Consider the following 15,160-nt stretch of genomic DNA (forward strand, 5'->3'; position numbering starts at 1 on the left):
TATGCTGATAATGATCGATAACTATGACTCCTTTACTTATAATCTGGTGCAGTATCTGGGCGAATTAAAAGCGGATGTTAAGGTGTATCGTAATGATGAAATTACGGTGACTGAGATTGAGCAAATGGCACCGGATCACTTGATGATTTCTCCGGGGCCTTGTACGCCGAATGAAGCGGGAATTTCTATTGCAGCGATTGAAAAATTCTCTGGTCAGATCCCTATTTTAGGGGTTTGTTTGGGACATCAAAGTATTGGTCAGGCTTTTGGCGGTAAGATTGTTCATGCCCGTGAGATCATGCATGGTAAGACCTCGATGATGCATCATAATAATAAGGGTGTATTTAAGGGCTTGCCTTCGCCTTTTGAAGCTACGCGTTATCATTCTTTGGTGATTGACAAGGCTAGCTTGCCAGATTGTTTGGAAATTACGGCTTGGACGGAAGATGAGCAGGGGAATATGGATGAAATTATGGGCGTTCGTCATAAGGAGCTGGCTATTGAAGGGGTGCAGTTTCATCCGGAATCGATATTGAGCCAGCATGGACATCAGATGTTGCAGTCGTTTTTGGATATGTAGTTGATAGTTGTTGCGTTGTTAATTGGAGTTTTTAAATTAGCAGTGTGAAGGCTATGGGTACTTGTTTAAGTGACCGTAGGGTGGGCATGGCTTTTTGTGCCCACGCTGAAAGTGTACATATTAAGCGCTTGAGTCAGCGTGGGCAGATAAAGCCATGCCCACCCTACGGTTCTTTATATAAAAAAACTTATTTACGGATGGGCACTTGTTAGATTTTTCAAATGTAAAGATAAATTGGCTTATTTGAGCTGTCCCGAAACAAGCACCAGTTTGTTTAGGAACAATGAAGCAAACTGGTGGGCACTGCCCGCCATCGGTATTAATGTATAGCATTAAAATAAAGGTTAAAAACCAATGGATATTAAAACAGCCATCGCAAACGCTGTCGAAAAACAAGATATTTCTATCCTTGACATGGAACACGTCATGCGTGAGATCATGACCGGAGAAACGACTTCAGCACAAATAGCCGCTTTATTGGTTGCTTTACGCATGAAAGGTGAAACGGTTGATGAATTGACTGCTTCTGCGAGTGTGATGCGTGAACTGGTTACACCGGTTAAAGTTTCCGGCGAACACATAATCGATATCGTTGGTACGGGCGGTGATGGCTTACATACCTTCAATGTTTCTACCACCTCTTGCTTTGTTGTTGCCGCAGCGGGTGGTACAGTGGCCAAGCATGGTAATCGCTCTGTGAGCAGTACTTCTGGTAGTGCTGATATTCTGGAAGCAGCAGGTATCAATTTGAATATTAGTTCCCATCAAGTCGAACAGTGTATTGAAGAATTAGGCATTGGTTTTATGTTTGCGCCCTTGCATCATAGTGCCATGAAACATGCTATTGGGCCGCGCAAAGAAATGGCTATTCGCACGATGTTTAATCTGCTTGGACCTCTGACTAATCCAGCGGGTGCGCCCAATCAATTGTTGGGTGTGTTTGCTAAGCAGTGGTTAGTGCCTTTGGCTCAGGTGTTAAAAAATCTAGGCAGCGATCATGTCATGGTAGTACATTCTGCGGATGGTATGGATGAGATCAGTATGGCGGGCGAAACCTTTGTTTGTGAATTAAAGCAGGGTGAGTTGAGTGAATATTCTATTACGCCTGAACAGTTTGGTATGAGTCGTGGCAATATAGATGACATTATGGTGAATAGTGCTGAAGAATCTTTGCAGGTGGTGCAGTCGGTGTTGTCTGATCAGGCGGGTGCGGCCAGAGATATTGTGACCTTGAATTCTGGTGCAGCTATTTATTGTGCAGGCCTGAGTGAGTCATTGGAAGCGGGTGTTGATAAGGCGCGTGAAGCCATTGCTTCGGGTGCGGCTAAGGATAAGATGGCTCGTTTGGCCAGTTTAACGCAGTCTTTTTTGTAAATATGGCAAACGTAGGGCGGGCTGGCTTTATCTGCCCACGCGGAATGAATATAAACTTTGGGACTGCGTGGGCAGATAAAGCCATGCCCACCCTACGAGTTCAGAATAAACATTAGTTAAACAAGTAAGAAGTTATTATGAATAATACAAATCCACCGGATATTTTAGTTAAAATTTTAGATCGTAAGCGTGAGGAAGTGGATGCTTTATGTGCAGCTAAATCCTTAGCAGATGTAAAAGCGGCTCTGGATGGAGTGGCGGATACGCGTGGTTTTGTGCAGGCGATTGAAACTAAAATTAATGCCGGTCAATCGGCGGTGATTGCGGAAATAAAAAAAGCCTCGCCAAGCAAAGGGCTGATTCGGGAAAACTTTGTGCCTGCTGAAATTGCACAATCTTATGAGCAAGGCGGTGCAGCATGTTTGTCGGTCTTGACGGATATTGATTTTTTTCAGGGTAGTGATGCTTATTTGCAACAGGCGAGAGCTGCTTGTTCATTGCCGGTATTGCGTAAAGACTTTGTTATTGATACTTATCAGATTTATGAAGCACGTTTAATGGGTGCGGATGCAATTCTATTAATTGTCGCTTGTCTCAGTGATGCGCAATTGAGTGAGTTTGCTGCCTTGGCAGATGAACTGTCACTTGATGTGTTAGTGGAAGTACATGATTTAGCTGAGTTGGAGAGGGCTTTGAAGTTGCCGACACGCTTGCTGGGCATTAATAATCGTAATTTACGCACCTTTGAAACAACTTTGAATACCACCATTGAATTATTAGATAAAATTGCTGATGATCGTATTGTGGTGACTGAAAGTGCCATTCATTTGCCTGAAGATGTGGCCTTGATGAAGAGTCATCAGGTCAATGCCTTTTTGGTCGGTGAGTCGTTTATGCGCGCTGAGCAACCGGGTGAAAAACTTGCTGAGCTTTTTTTCTAAGCCCTTACATGTCTGATAATATACCATCTGCTCATAAAATCAGCTCCTTTTCATCGTCATCAGAATGGCTCGCCTACGATAAGGCGCATCTCTGGCATCCCTATACCAGCATGAGCGATCCTCTGCCGACTTATCCTGTTGAATCCGCTCATGGTGTGCGCCTTAAATTAGCTGATGGTCGTGAGTTAATTGATGGGATGTCTTCCTGGTGGGCGGCAATTCATGGTTATAATCATTCCGTATTAAATGCTGCTTTGGAGCAGCAAATTCAGTCCATGTCTCATGTGATGTTTGGTGGTTTGACGCATTTGCCTGCGGTCACTTTAGCGAAAAAATTAATTGAATTGACGGCTGAACCATTGCAGCATGTTTTTTTTGCTGATTCAGGCTCTGTGGCGGTGGAAGTGGCGATAAAAATGGCCATGCAATATTTTCAGGCGCAGGGGAAAACGAGTAAGCAAAAACTGCTCACCGTGCGCAGCGGTTATCATGGTGATACCCTGGGTGGTATGTCGGTTTGCGATCCGCTTAATGGCATGCATCAGTTATTTCAAGGGATTTTAGCACAACATTTTTTTGCTCCTGAGCCCCATTGTGCAGAGGATGGATCGAGTAATATTGCTGAACTGGAACAACTTTTACAACAGCATCAAGCTGAAATAGCAGCAGTGATCATTGAGCCTCTGGTTCAGGGGGCGGGCGGTATGCGTTTTTATTGCCCGGAATATTTACAGCAGCTCAGAGCGATCTGTGATGACTATGATGTGTTGCTTATTTTAGATGAAATAGCGACTGGTTTTGGGCGAACGGGAAGCCTCTTTGCCTATGAACAGGCAGGTATTGTACCTGACATTCTATGTCTGGGTAAGGCATTAACAGGGGGCTATTTAACGCTGGCCGCAACGATGACAACGCAAAAAGTGGTACAGGGAATCAGTGCTGATGGCGCGGGTATCTTAATGCATGGGCCAACGTTTATGGCCAATCCTTTAGCCTGTCAGGTGGCCAATGCCAGTATTGAGCTACTCTTGTCGAGTGACTGGAAAAATTCTATTGCTCGCATAGAAGCACAATTGCAGGATGAGTTGGCTATTTGTCGAAGTTTAGATTGTGTTGAAGACGTGCGGGTTAAGGGCGCTATTGGTGTTGTGGAATTAAAAGAGTCGGTTGATATGAAAACCATGCAAGCAGACTTTGTTGCCCTAGGCGTGTGGATTCGCCCCTTTAATAAGTTAGTCTATATTATGCCCCCGTTTATTATCGAAACTAAGGACTTAAGCAAATTGACCCGCGCAATATATCAAGTCTTGAGTAAATAAAAACGTAGGGTGGGCAGATAAAGCCATGCCCACCCTACTATTTACGCATGGACACTAATTAAAAATCTCAGCAGATTTAATCGTATCAATCGGGATATGATAGGTAATATTCCCCGAACGTAAACGCGTGACCACCTTATAAATCCTTGGATGATCGATCTTTAATTTTCCCTTAAATGTTTTGTCTTTAGTGGTCACGAGCTTGATTCTAAAACCATTGAAATTAACAAGATTCTCTATAGCAACAGGACGATATTTTTTAATAATGATCGCTTGTTTTTTCTTGATTTGATCCGGCGTTTCTAACTCAACTTCTTTATTGGTTGCGGACTCGATGAGTTTTTCTTTGTCAACATGAATAGAAATTTCATTAATGCGTTTATTGTTAACGAATAGTTTTAGGCGGACAAACTGAATAAAATCGTTAGGTTCAAAAGTCACAATTTCTTCAGTACCAGTGAGATCACTGAGATCGGCTTTTAAGGTAATTGTACCGTGGGTTTTGAGAATGGTTTTATAGGCATTGAGCAAACCTTCTTCGGCTTCCACACCATAGGATAATAAATATTCTTCTACTTGAAGGGTATGTTCATTGATATATTCATCAATGCTTAGTTTGCTTTTGCTGGCGCAAAAACGATTTTTTCTTTCAATATAAGAGTCATCGGAAATTTCCAGTGTTATATCTCCAGGCTGTATCGTCTTGTTCGTAAATGAATTGAGATCACGAACTCCTGTTAATTCACCACTGATATTGATGCGGCTAAAGTCTCGAATGTCATTGTTTAGTGTGTAATTGAGGGTTTTTTTACGGGCGTTGAAGTGGTATTTTAATAAAATATCACTGGTGAGAGTATCATAGCCCATTTTTGCCAATGCCTGACTACCGATACGATAAACATCACCACAGGCAAGGGTGGAAAAAACTTCCATTTGTGTGGGTTCAATGTCTGGGTTATCAATCATTTTCATGAGTTTGCCGGTGAGATTGACGGAAGCACCGGTGATGATCAAATTTAAAGATTCAGGTATTTGTTTATTTTCCAATTGATTGTTTAAAGTGATTAGGGTCATAAGATCCGGCGCAATAAATTGCACGGATTCTATGGAAATACTATCATCAAATAGTGGTAGGTAGACTTTAATGCCAGTGACTGTGGCGCTGCCAGCAAATGAGGTTTTTATTTCATCATAAGAAATTTGTGCGAAAGGTTTGGCATGAAAAATCTGATTATCGACAAACTGCTGGGTGAAATACCATAAGCCACCCTTAAGAGCGCCAAAAGAGACGATACTAATAACAAACAAAGCAATGACAATTTTTTTCATTGGTATCCTTGGATGAACAAAAAAATAGCGATTTAATATTTAACTAATACCACGAAGGCTTGTTTTCAGGTACTTCTAATAAGGCTTTGATATTCGCTGCAATAATATGATAGCCAATATTACCATAAAGTCGCTGTCTGCCCTCATTAAAAACAAAAGAGGGGCTGCCCTCAATTAATTTTTGTTTATCATTAGTGGTGCAGGATGATAAAGCGGCCATTCCTTCACCATTGTTTAGCAGTTTTTCAATAGGGCTTCTAGGGATATTAAGTTGTTCTGCAATACGCATGAGTTGAGTATTGTTGGAAATATCCAGAGCATCGCGAAAATAAGCGAGTCGAACTAGCCAATCGGCTTGTCCCATCAGGCTTGTTTGTGGATCTGAAGAGGCAATTTCGCCGCATTGCTCCAATAGCTGGATGGATTTTAAAAATAAATGACATGAAGCAGAAGAATAAGGCAGGTTTTTTAGGCCAATTTCAGGGTGTACTTCAATATGCGGGAATTTTTTTTGTAACTGCAGCATGGCTGTATTGTAGCCTTGCAAGTCACCTTTGTTAGCCCAGTTTGTTTCTATGATGTGTCAACACTTTTCCGGACAGTTTTCTAAATATTTTTTTGGCTGTTTCAAGTGATTTTTGTCATTTTGTATTTCCTATCATTTTAGTTTCTCATGTTAACTTTAAACAGATGAAGAGAAAGGGCTTTGCCCTCTGGAACGATAGAGCCGTTCCATTCACCCAAGGTATTTTCACAACGGTAATGATCCTGTTACAATATCTTCACGGCACAGGCTGAGGAGCCGATGGCCGTCAACGGTAATGGGCGGCATTTATGTCGCCTTTTACCCCTCTTCAATCAATCGATTTAAGCTATTTCCTGCTGTATTTCATAATCGACTGGTGACAAATAATCATTAGCCGAATGAAGTCGCTCCCGATTATAAAATACCTCAATATATTCAAATATTGCCTGCTTTGCTTCTACTCTGGTTTTGAATCGACAATGGTGCGTCAATTCAGTTTTCAAACTATGAAAGAAGCTCTCTGATACAGCATTGTCCCAGCAATTTCCTTTGCGGCTCATAGACTGAATTATGTTATGATCCGACAATATTTTTCTATGACTATCAGAGGCATATTGGCTACCTCGGTCAGTATGCCAAAGCAATCCATCCATTGGTTTACGCTTCCATATGGCCATCAGTAAAGCATCATTGACTAGCTTGGCTTTCATTCGCTCATCCATCGACCAGCCAACAATTTGCCTAGAGAATAAGTCAATGACAACCGCTAAATATAACCAGCCTTCCTTGGTGGCAATATAGGTAATATCACCCACATAGTAGCGATCAGGTTGAGAGACAGTAAACTCTCTTTCCAGTAAATTTGGAGATATACGCTTATTATGCTTGGAATTAGTCGTCGCTTTAAAGCGTCTCTTCGTTTTACAAAACAAACCGGCTTTTTTCATTAATCGACCAATTCTCCGGCGGCTTATATGAACGCCTTTTTCAGCCAGTTTTCTTTTTAAGACGACGGGTTCCATAAGTCTTGCGACTGTCTTCAAACAGTTTTTTAGCTGCTCAGTAAGCGCTTCATTTTCTTTCTCTCTATCCGTTTTAGGAGAGCTAACCCAATCATAATAGCAACTACGGGAAACATCCATAAAACGGCACAGAATCGTTACCGGGTAATCTTTAGCCTGATCAGTTATCACCGGTTTGGAATATTTACTGATCCAGGTATGTAGAGTATTTACATTAACACCTAGCTCCCTGGCAGTCTGAGAAACGGGTTGATCCGTCTCATTAGCTAATTTGACAGCTGATTCTTTAAATTCTGATGTATAGCTTTTATTCGGTTTTTTTGTTTGATCATTCATTTTAGGTCACACTTTTTATCTTTTAGTTGTTTTAAGTTGTGTGTCCGGTTAAGTATAGCCACATTACTAATGTCTGGTGCATATCAACAAATAAAGGCGTATAGCAATAATCAATTGCTACCTGCTCGGCAAATTGCTTTTTTATTTCATCTATTTTTATTTTGGAAGAATATGCCCAAATGCACAGGACATCAGAGTAGTAAGTAATGGAAATACTCATGGTTTGAACCTATAACGCGTAATGATTAACGTGTGCCAAAAATTACAATGGTTTTGCCTTTGACATAAATTAAGTTTTGCTCTTCAAGAATTTTCAGGACTCTACCGGCCATTTCACGTGAACAACCGACGATTTTTCCCAGTTCTTGACGAGTGATTTTAATTTGCATACCATCAGGATGTGTCATGGCATCGGGTTGTTTGGCTAGCTCTAATAAAGTGCCAGCAATACGTCCAGTGACATCTAAAAAGGCCAAGTCACCCACTTTACGACTGGTTTTACGTAAACGATTGGCAATTTGTGTGGATATTTCAAACAGCACATCTGGAATGTTTTGGCGTAGGCCATTAAATTTGCTATAGCTTATCTCGGCAATTTCACTATCGGTTCTGGCTTTAACCCAGGCGCTACGATTGGCAGGTTGTGAAAATAAGCCCATTTCACCAAAAAAATCACCATCATTTAGGTAGTCGAGCACGATTTCATGATCGTCCTTATCTTCTAATAAAACAGAAACGGAGCCTTTAACAATATAGTATAAGGTATCTGATTCAGTGCCGGCATGAATAATGGTTTTCTTGCTCGGATATTTTCGCTTGTGGCAATGAGTCAAAAATTCGGTAATGGCAGGGTTTTCTTCTTTTAGATTTATTATTGACATACTAGTCTGCTTTAACTTTATGGTTGATTTGGATAATTCCAAAATGACGGTTGTGGCCAATCTTTATACAAAAAGTGTATTGCAAAAGAAAAAGTTATTGAGCCTCATGCTCATCTCTATAATAGAATAGCATGAAAATAGAAAAGTGCGATAATTTAATCAGAAATCTTTAGTTGATGTCACATTTAAGTGCTTAATAAAGTAGATATTAAGCTACGAGTCATGAAATAATGTTGCCCTGTGTTTTATAGAAAAAAAAGGCTAAGTCGATGGATGTAAAAATAAAGTGGGTTGAAGACATGATGTTTATGGGGCAGTCTGGCAGTGGTCATGCTGTGGTCATGGATGGGCCGCCAGATTTAGGCGGCCGCAACATGGGGATTCGTCCTATGGAGATGATGTTGATGGGACTCGGGGGATGCACTTCATTTGATGTGATGCTTATTCTTAAACGCTCACGCCAGGATGTCACTGATTGTGTGGCGGAATTAAATGCACAAAGAGCAGAAACCGACCCCAAAGTATTTACCAAAATTCATATTCACTTTGTGATTAGTGGCAATAATTTGAAAGAAAAAATGGTGGAACGTGCAGTGGAATTATCGGCAACCAAGTATTGTTCGGCTTCTATTATGCTGGCGCAAACGGTGGAAATTACTCATGATTATGAGATTGTTGAAACAAGATAAATAGTAGAGCCAAAATGATTGTAGGCGTAGCGTGGGCACAAAAAGCATGCCCACCCTACTACTGAACTCAGGTTAATTAAGGTGCGTAAAATAAATATCAAAGCGGTGTTTTTTCATATTCATCGACAATGATGGTTTTTGTTGATTGAGATAAGGTGCTTTTATGGGGCGCTTAACGACAACTCGCTTTTTGGCTAGCGGCAGGCAAGCAGTCAAGAGTTCACCGCTGTCATCATCATTGCCTATCAGTTGTTGAAAGGCTAACATTTCTTTTTTTACCAATGCCGATTTCTTTCTATGAGGAAACATCGGATCTAAATAAATCACATCAGGCTGGGCAATTAACTGATCAGTAAAAAAAGAGCTACCGGGTTTGAAGTGAATAAAGTCTTTATTGTCGCTGTTATTGCTGTTGTGACTATTATTTTGGACATGGATTAATTCGCGGGCATCGCCATAAATTAGTGTCATGCGAGCGATGATTTCAGCAATGGATGTATCACTTGTGGCGCGTTGTAGCGCATTACTCAAAAGTGCAGCAGATATTGGCGAGCGCTCCATCATGATGACTTGTGCACCCAGTGAAGCAAAGACAAACGCATCCTTGCCCATACCGGCCGTCGCATCAAGAATGAGTGGGTTGCTGTCTTTGTTTAAGCCAACGGCTTTGGCAATCGTTTGACCTTTACCGCCACCAAAAAGCCGTCTATGTGCAACTTGTCCTGTGGCAAAATCAATTGCAATAGGGCCGGGTGATTTTTTATCTGTTTGCAGTAATTGTAGTCGTTGTGGTGTGAGTTGTAGCTGAAAATTTTCGGTGTCAGCCTGATCGGCCATTGAGACAAAATGAAAGCCCCATTGTTGAGCAAGGTCTTTGGCTGCTTTATATAAGTCCGTTTGTGTGGCAGTAATGCGTATCATCGTACCCGAAAAATACCCGAAAATTAAATTGCTTGAGAAATAAAAAAAGCTGTAACAGATTAACTGTTACAGCTTTTTTATAAAGGCTGTGTGCTCGGCTATCAAGCTTGATAGCCGAGTCACTCTAGCTTACTAATTGCTTAGTTGTTGCTAGTGTCGATGTCGATAACAACACGACGGTTTTCAGCACGACCTTCTTTAGTAGAGTTATCAGCGATAGGATCGCTTTCGCCCTTACCTTCAGCAACAAAAGTAGCTTGTGCGCCAATTGAGTTCAGGAAGTTAATAACTGCTTCAGCACGTCTTACAGAAAGGCTCTGGTTATAAGCTTCTGGGCCAGTACTATCAGTGTGGCCTGTTACTAGAACAGTTTCTGTTTTATGACAACCTTCAGGTACTTCTGCACGGATGAAATCTCTTGCTTCTTCTAGCTTTGACTTATCAATGTCACTAACTGTAGTGCTGTCAAATGCGAAGTGCAGGTTTTTCAGAACAATAATATCTGGACATGCAGGCGCACTATCAGTCATAACAACTTCTTTAACGTCATTAGCAACGATAACTTCAGCAACGCCCATTTTCTTTTCGTAACCACATTCTTCTAGTTTAACATCAGTGGCAGCGAAACGATCACGCCAGCACTCACCATAACTATTTTTCCACACTTCACCATAAGATGTAGTGACATAATTTTCAACAAAACCATCACCCCCAGCAGTGGCTGAAGCTGATACAATACCTATAGCTAAACCAATAGCTGACATAGCAAATAGCTTTTTCATAGACATAACGATCCCTTTTCTTTTAAAAATGATTTATCATGTTCTAGGATAGCTTGCTATATCAGATGTTGCAAGGGAAATATTAAATTTTTAGGGTTTTAGTAGAATATTGATGCTTAATTATATTGTTTTTTTTTCTATAGCCGGATTAATCTGGTATTGGTGGAATTCTGTGAGTGCTTACGAGGTCGCTTATGGGCAGGCAAAATCAGCCTGCGCAAGGCTGGAACTGCAGTTTCTTGATGATACGCTGGATGTGATAAAGCTACGCTTATGTCGTCATCCTCATGGCTATATGCAATTGTGTAGAGTCTATGAATTTGAGTTCAGTAGTGATGGCGATAGCCGTTATAAAGGCTATGTCAAACTCAGTGGCACTAAGTTTGAGGGGATCGATATGGATGCTTATCGTATTGATTAGTCCCTAAGGATATATACCCCAGTATCATGGGTATAGTTGCAGGGGTGGTTCCTGTAGAATAGCGAGTTGTTCTTTGAGTTGCAAAATATGCTCACCCCAAAATTGTTCCGTGTTAAACCATGGAAAAGCTCTTGGGAAGGCAGGATCATCCCAGCGTTTGGCCAACCAACCGGCATAATGGACGATTCTCATGCTGCGCAGTGATTCAATCAGATTGATTTCACTGCGGTCAAAATCACAAAACTCTTCGTAGCCTTCTAATACTTCTCGTAATTGCATTTCCTGTTCCTGGCGTTCACCGGAAAGTAGCATCCAAAGATCCTGAATCGCAGGGCCATTACGACTATCATCAAAATCAACAAAGTGCGGGCCATTGTCTGTCCATAAAATATTGCCCGGATGACAATCACCGTGGAGGCGAATTAATTGCGGTGCAAACTGTTTGTAGTTGCTTTGCACGTGATGCAAAATATCACTGACAATGGCTTTATAGGAGTCAACAAATAGCGCTGGCATAAAGTCATGTTCAAGGATGTATTCAAAGGGTCGCATGATAAATGATTCAATCGACAGGGTAGGGCGGTGTTGGAATTGACACGCTTTTCCCACTGCATGAATGCGTCCCATTAATTTGCCTAACCAATAGAGGTGATCCATATCGGTCAGTTCTGGTGCGCGTCCCCCTCGGCGCAAATACAGTGCAAAGCGATAGCCTTTATAATCAAAGAGACTTTCATTGTCTAAAAAAATAGGCGGTACTGCAGGGATATCCAGTTCGTGCAGTTCCTGAGAGAAAAGATGTTCTTCTAATATTTGCTCGTTACTCCACCGCCCGGGGCGATAAAATTTGGCAATAATGGGAGCTTCTTCTTCAATACCAACCTGATAAACCCGGTTTTCATAACTATTGAGTGCCAATATCCGGGCGTCGGATAAATAACCTTTGCTTTCAACAGCATTGAGCACTGCATCGGGATCGAGTTTGGAATAATCTTCAATTGAGTCGGTCATTGCTTGCCTATTGATCGTGTTATAAGTAATTATGGGTGTAAAAAATCATGAACTATATCAGTAAAACTCCCGTATCAGATTGTGCTTTGTAATACTCTGAGTAGTTACTAAATTTATAAAGTTTTAAAAAAAGAGCCGATTGCCTGACTCAGTTGTGGCGAACGTTCCGGAGAACGAAAAGCCGCTAAAATAACCTCCCGTAGCCCCGGAATAAACATGAGGTCAGCGACAATCGCTTTAAATGCACCGGGATATTCGCTCTCAGCAAGTGCCAGAGCTTCAAGGAAATCGGGTAGTATTTCCGGCTGAGTGACTGCGTGCCAGCTACGACCAGCCAGACTGGCGAGTAATTCAATATCAGCTTTAACCGCTGAGCCTAATACAGTTTGTAATAATTTAATTTGCTTGTCTGAAACGCTTGCTTGTGCGTTTGCTCGTGTTATGGCAAGACACCATTGATTAAGTTCCGCTGGTGCATTGCTCAATAGGGTGTTCAGGCGCTGGAAAATAATATCGCTCATGTCGTGGCTAATCTTATAATTTTCCAAGCAACTACAAAGTGCAGTAAAAGGTTCGATGGGAAGCTGAGATAGGGCATTGTTGATCAGCTTTTCATTATTATATTTAAGAGTGTCGCTTTCATCCAGACGAGCACAAATATCTGCAAAACCTTGTATGCCTAATGATTGCCAGTCATTGTCATGCTTGGTGTCGTCTGCTATTTTGGCCAGATAATTTTGCGTGCTGGAATAAAACTCAGAGGTCGGTAAATTTAATTGCTTATGTACCATGGCATGAAAATTGGCCATTTGCTCAGGCTTGGGAGTAAAACCATAGGGGTTATCTTGCATCGCTTTTTGCAATGCGTTCAGCTTATCTTCAGTATTATCGCTTTTTTGCTCCTGAGATAAGGTGAGATAATTCCCCAGCACTTCAAATAGACGGCGCAAAAAATCATCACGGGCAGCGAGATTCAGTTTTGCCTGCTCATCTAATGGTAATTTAATAAACCAGACATGCTGTTGCGCTTCATTGGCTTGCAGATCGACTTTGTTTTCCCCATGAGCTTTGTTTTTCCAGAACAGCAGGGCAAACCAAGCGTGTTGCAAGAAGGGCATTTGCCAGGGGATGCGGGTCTCTTCAAAGTCAATAAAATCGGCTTTTTCAACAGTAGAGACAATGCGCCCTAAATTATAGCATTGAAATTGACAGTCAATTTCAGAAAAAAACTGGTTAAAACTACGCATTGCTTTCATAAAGTGCTTTCCATTATGGATTATACCCTGAGCTTAATTAGTGTCCATCCGTCAATAGGTTTTTTATATAAAGAACCGTAGGGTGGGCATGGCTTTATCTGCCCACGCTGACTCAAGCGCTTATTATGTACACTTTCAGCGTGGGCACAAAAAGCATGCCCACCCTACGGTCATAATTATCAAATGATTCTAGAATAAACGAATGGACACTAATTAAAGACCAGTTGACCGGCATTGTAGCTGAGCTGTGCTTTGCCTGCTAAAAACTGTAGTAAATGTTTGCCAATCAGTTCATTGCGCCAACCGGATAATAGGGCTAAGTCGCGCTTGCCTTTGATCAGAGCATCTAAGTCTTTGCGAGAGCATAAGCAGCGTGGGCTGATATTGTTATTATTGGCAGACAAATGCACAATGGCCATCAAACAATCTGCTAGTGCCTCTTCATTTTGGTTCAACTTGTCATAACTCGGTAGCTTCGGACAATCGTCATCAAGAGTATCTAGACCTTGTTGTATCAGCTTGATAAGGGTGTCACCATTATACTCTAGAAACTTATGGCTCAAACCCTGAAGTTGTTGTAATTCACTGAGCTCACCGGGTGGATTGGTTGCCAGCGCAATAAGTAACTCATCGGTCATGACTCTGCGCCGGGGACGGTTTTGTTGTATCGCCAAGTCTTCACGAAAGGCCGCTAGATTTTTTAACACCGCCAGTTTTTGTTTCTTGAGCCGATTCATGCCCTTGGTTTTTTTCCACATCGTGTCGGGAGAAGGGGTATAGGTAGCGCTATTGGACAGAAATTGAAAGTCTTTTTGCAGCCATTCAAGACGGCCTAAATCCTGAAGCTTTTGTTTTTGTACCGGGTAGAGTTTTGCCAGATAGCGCACATCGTCAGCAGCATAGTCAATTTGTTTTTGAGTCAATGGCCGCTTGAGCCAGTCGGTGCGGGTTTGTGATTTATCTAACTCGACATTCAATAATAGTTTCACTAAGGCCGCATAGCCAATTTGTTCACCATAGCCTAATAAAGCAGCACTGACCTGAGTATCAAAGAGTGCCTCAGGTACTGCATCATTGAGATGATAAAAAATTTCCATATCCTGCCGAGCGGAATGAATGGCCTTGGGAATATCTTTATTATACAACACCGTCATCAGAGGACTGAGGTCTTCGATAGCCAGGGGATCGATGATGGCAATTTGCTCGCCATCACAGACTTGAAGCAAGGCTAAAATGGGGTAATAGGTGGTTTGTCTGACAAATTCAGTATCCAGTGCTAAAAACTCACTTTGAGCGAATTGCTGACAAATGGCGGCTAAACTGGCTTGATTATCAATAAAATGAACTTGCATTTATGACCTGTCTGTTTATATAAAAGAGTGGTGTCGGTAAATAATAATGGCGTTTATTTTAACTTAATTAGCGTGGCTAAGATATTCTAATTGTTAAATTTACTCACTCATGAAAGTTGTTTAATATTTTTTTGAGTACAGCATAAGCGACTGCTTAGCAGTCTAAATCCATTGAATTTAGTATGGATATATAATAAAATACTCATCTACATTGCTAAGAGAATAGCAAGTAGCTGCTAAAATAAACCCTTTTTAAGGTCTTAGCGTCTGTATTTACCTGCCTAAAGAACGTCATTCTCCCTGCAATTATTATCTAACTCTATGGTCAAAGTTTATATACCCATGACACTTGGAAATGCAGACTTCGTTATTTTAACTAAAAGCCTTAATCATGTAGTACTTATACAATCAATCGGCTCT

General features: G+C 41.3%; 15 protein-coding genes and 1 pseudogene. 6 read left to right on the forward strand and 10 right to left on the reverse strand.

Features of this window, described 5'->3' with window-relative positions; genetic code table 11:
* Position 1 precedes the first annotated feature (1 nt).
* The 4 genes from JEU79_RS22630 to bioA all read left to right on the forward strand — a co-directional run bounded on the left by JEU79_RS22630 (position 2) and on the right by bioA (position 4,214).
* Positions 2-580, forward strand: a complete 579-nt coding sequence (locus tag JEU79_RS22630; protein WP_198266214.1) for an anthranilate synthase component II — start codon at positions 2-4, stop codon at positions 578-580.
* A gap of 354 nt (positions 581-934) precedes the next feature.
* A complete protein-coding gene (trpD, locus tag JEU79_RS22635; protein WP_198266215.1) occupies positions 935-1,954 on the forward strand; it encodes an anthranilate phosphoribosyltransferase in 1,020 nt (339 codons plus the stop codon).
* 137 nt (positions 1,955-2,091) lie between these two features.
* Complete coding sequence (gene trpC, locus JEU79_RS22640) at positions 2,092-2,895, forward strand: indole-3-glycerol phosphate synthase TrpC (RefSeq protein ID WP_198266216.1); 804 nt, start codon at positions 2,092-2,094, stop codon at positions 2,893-2,895.
* 8 nt (positions 2,896-2,903) lie between these two features.
* On the forward strand, positions 2,904-4,214 hold the full coding sequence (bioA, locus tag JEU79_RS22645) for an adenosylmethionine--8-amino-7-oxononanoate transaminase (RefSeq protein ID WP_198266217.1): 1,311 nt from the start codon (positions 2,904-2,906) through the stop codon (positions 4,212-4,214).
* Between the two features lie 54 nt (positions 4,215-4,268).
* Here the strand turns inward: bioA and JEU79_RS22650 are convergent, their stop codons facing one another.
* The 5 genes and pseudogenes from JEU79_RS22650 to crp all read right to left on the reverse strand — a co-directional run bounded on the left by JEU79_RS22650 (position 4,269) and on the right by crp (position 8,308).
* Positions 4,269-5,543 carry a hypothetical protein gene (locus JEU79_RS22650; protein WP_198266218.1) on the reverse strand — a complete coding sequence of 425 codons (1,275 nt, stop codon included), beginning with the start codon at positions 5,541-5,543 and terminating at the stop codon, positions 4,269-4,271.
* Between the two features lie 43 nt (positions 5,544-5,586).
* Positions 5,587-6,069, reverse strand: coding sequence for a DsbA family oxidoreductase (locus tag JEU79_RS22655; protein WP_198266219.1), 483 nt, complete (start codon positions 6,067-6,069; stop codon positions 5,587-5,589).
* 368 nt (positions 6,070-6,437) lie between these two features.
* Positions 6,438-7,427 (reverse strand): annotated as a pseudogene (locus JEU79_RS22660) (IS3 family transposase); the annotation flags it as partial.
* A 31-nt stretch (positions 7,428-7,458) separates the two neighbouring features.
* Positions 7,459-7,647, reverse strand: coding sequence for a hypothetical protein (locus tag JEU79_RS22665; protein ID WP_198266221.1), 189 nt, complete (start codon positions 7,645-7,647; stop codon positions 7,459-7,461).
* A 25-nt stretch (positions 7,648-7,672) separates the two neighbouring features.
* On the reverse strand, positions 7,673-8,308 hold the full coding sequence (gene crp, locus JEU79_RS22670) for a cAMP-activated global transcriptional regulator CRP (protein WP_198266222.1): 636 nt from the start codon (positions 8,306-8,308) through the stop codon (positions 7,673-7,675).
* 269 nt (positions 8,309-8,577) lie between these two features.
* Between crp and JEU79_RS22675 the strand changes: the two genes are divergently transcribed.
* On the forward strand, positions 8,578-8,997 hold the full coding sequence (locus JEU79_RS22675; protein ID WP_198266223.1) for an OsmC family protein: 420 nt from the start codon (positions 8,578-8,580) through the stop codon (positions 8,995-8,997).
* Between the two features lie 72 nt (positions 8,998-9,069).
* On the opposite strand, the gene JEU79_RS22680 is transcribed toward JEU79_RS22675, so the two are convergent.
* Together JEU79_RS22680 and JEU79_RS22685 are read right to left on the reverse strand one after the other, a co-directional pair.
* Positions 9,070-9,918: a class I SAM-dependent methyltransferase gene (locus JEU79_RS22680; protein ID WP_198266224.1), complete on the reverse strand. Its 849-nt coding sequence runs from the start codon at positions 9,916-9,918 to the stop codon at positions 9,070-9,072.
* Positions 9,919-10,058: 140 nt separating this feature from the next.
* Complete coding sequence (locus JEU79_RS22685; protein ID WP_198266225.1) at positions 10,059-10,706, reverse strand: OmpA family protein; 648 nt, start codon at positions 10,704-10,706, stop codon at positions 10,059-10,061.
* 106 nt (positions 10,707-10,812) lie between these two features.
* Here JEU79_RS22685 and JEU79_RS22690 point away from each other — a divergent pair, with 106 nt between their 5' ends.
* Complete coding sequence (locus JEU79_RS22690; RefSeq protein WP_198266226.1) at positions 10,813-11,121, forward strand: DUF3301 domain-containing protein; 309 nt, start codon at positions 10,813-10,815, stop codon at positions 11,119-11,121.
* Between the two features lie 24 nt (positions 11,122-11,145).
* On the opposite strand, the gene JEU79_RS22695 is transcribed toward JEU79_RS22690, so the two are convergent.
* The 3 genes from JEU79_RS22695 to rnd all read right to left on the reverse strand — a co-directional run bounded on the left by JEU79_RS22695 (position 11,146) and on the right by rnd (position 14,740).
* Positions 11,146-12,132 carry a serine/threonine protein kinase gene (locus JEU79_RS22695; protein ID WP_198266227.1) on the reverse strand — a complete coding sequence of 329 codons (987 nt, stop codon included), beginning with the start codon at positions 12,130-12,132 and terminating at the stop codon, positions 11,146-11,148.
* Positions 12,133-12,245: 113 nt separating this feature from the next.
* A complete protein-coding gene (locus JEU79_RS22700) occupies positions 12,246-13,388 on the reverse strand; it encodes a DUF3549 family protein (protein WP_198266228.1) in 1,143 nt (380 codons plus the stop codon).
* A 209-nt stretch (positions 13,389-13,597) separates the two neighbouring features.
* A complete protein-coding gene (rnd, locus tag JEU79_RS22705; protein WP_198266229.1) occupies positions 13,598-14,740 on the reverse strand; it encodes a ribonuclease D in 1,143 nt (380 codons plus the stop codon).
* Between the last annotated feature and the right edge of the window lie 420 nt (positions 14,741-15,160).

It is taken from the genome of sulfur-oxidizing endosymbiont of Gigantopelta aegis (genome assembly GCF_016097415.1).
Lineage (GTDB): Bacteria > Pseudomonadota > Gammaproteobacteria > GRL18 > GRL18 > GRL18.

What these genes read in the sequence shown, in the direction of transcription:
- trpD (WP_198266215.1), top strand. Translation starts at nt 935, where the DNA reads ATGGATATTAAAACAGCCATCGCAAACGCTGTCGAAAAACAAGATATT.
- bioA (WP_198266217.1), top strand. Translation starts at nt 2,904, where the DNA reads ATGTCTGATAATATACCATCTGCTCATAAAATCAGCTCCTTTTCATCG.
- JEU79_RS22630 (WP_198266214.1), top strand. Translation starts at nt 2, where the DNA reads ATGCTGATAATGATCGATAACTATGACTCCTTTACTTATAATCTGGTG.
- JEU79_RS22650 (WP_198266218.1), bottom strand. Translation starts at nt 5,543, where the DNA reads ATGAAAAAAATTGTCATTGCTTTGTTTGTTATTAGTATCGTCTCTTTT.
- JEU79_RS22675 (WP_198266223.1), top strand. Translation starts at nt 8,578, where the DNA reads ATGGATGTAAAAATAAAGTGGGTTGAAGACATGATGTTTATGGGGCAG.
- rnd (WP_198266229.1), bottom strand. Translation starts at nt 14,740, where the DNA reads ATGCAAGTTCATTTTATTGATAATCAAGCCAGTTTAGCCGCCATTTGT.
- JEU79_RS22685 (WP_198266225.1), bottom strand. Translation starts at nt 10,706, where the DNA reads ATGTCTATGAAAAAGCTATTTGCTATGTCAGCTATTGGTTTAGCTATA.
- JEU79_RS22695 (WP_198266227.1), bottom strand. Translation starts at nt 12,132, where the DNA reads ATGACCGACTCAATTGAAGATTATTCCAAACTCGATCCCGATGCAGTG.
- trpC (WP_198266216.1), top strand. Translation starts at nt 2,092, where the DNA reads ATGAATAATACAAATCCACCGGATATTTTAGTTAAAATTTTAGATCGT.
- crp (WP_198266222.1), bottom strand. Translation starts at nt 8,308, where the DNA reads ATGTCAATAATAAATCTAAAAGAAGAAAACCCTGCCATTACCGAATTT.
- JEU79_RS22680 (WP_198266224.1), bottom strand. Translation starts at nt 9,918, where the DNA reads ATGATACGCATTACTGCCACACAAACGGACTTATATAAAGCAGCCAAA.
- JEU79_RS22690 (WP_198266226.1), top strand. Translation starts at nt 10,813, where the DNA reads ATGCTTAATTATATTGTTTTTTTTTCTATAGCCGGATTAATCTGGTAT.
- JEU79_RS22700 (WP_198266228.1), bottom strand. Translation starts at nt 13,388, where the DNA reads ATGAAAGCAATGCGTAGTTTTAACCAGTTTTTTTCTGAAATTGACTGT.
- JEU79_RS22665 (WP_198266221.1), bottom strand. Translation starts at nt 7,647, where the DNA reads ATGAGTATTTCCATTACTTACTACTCTGATGTCCTGTGCATTTGGGCA.
- JEU79_RS22655 (WP_198266219.1), bottom strand. Translation starts at nt 6,069, where the DNA reads ATGCTGCAGTTACAAAAAAAATTCCCGCATATTGAAGTACACCCTGAA.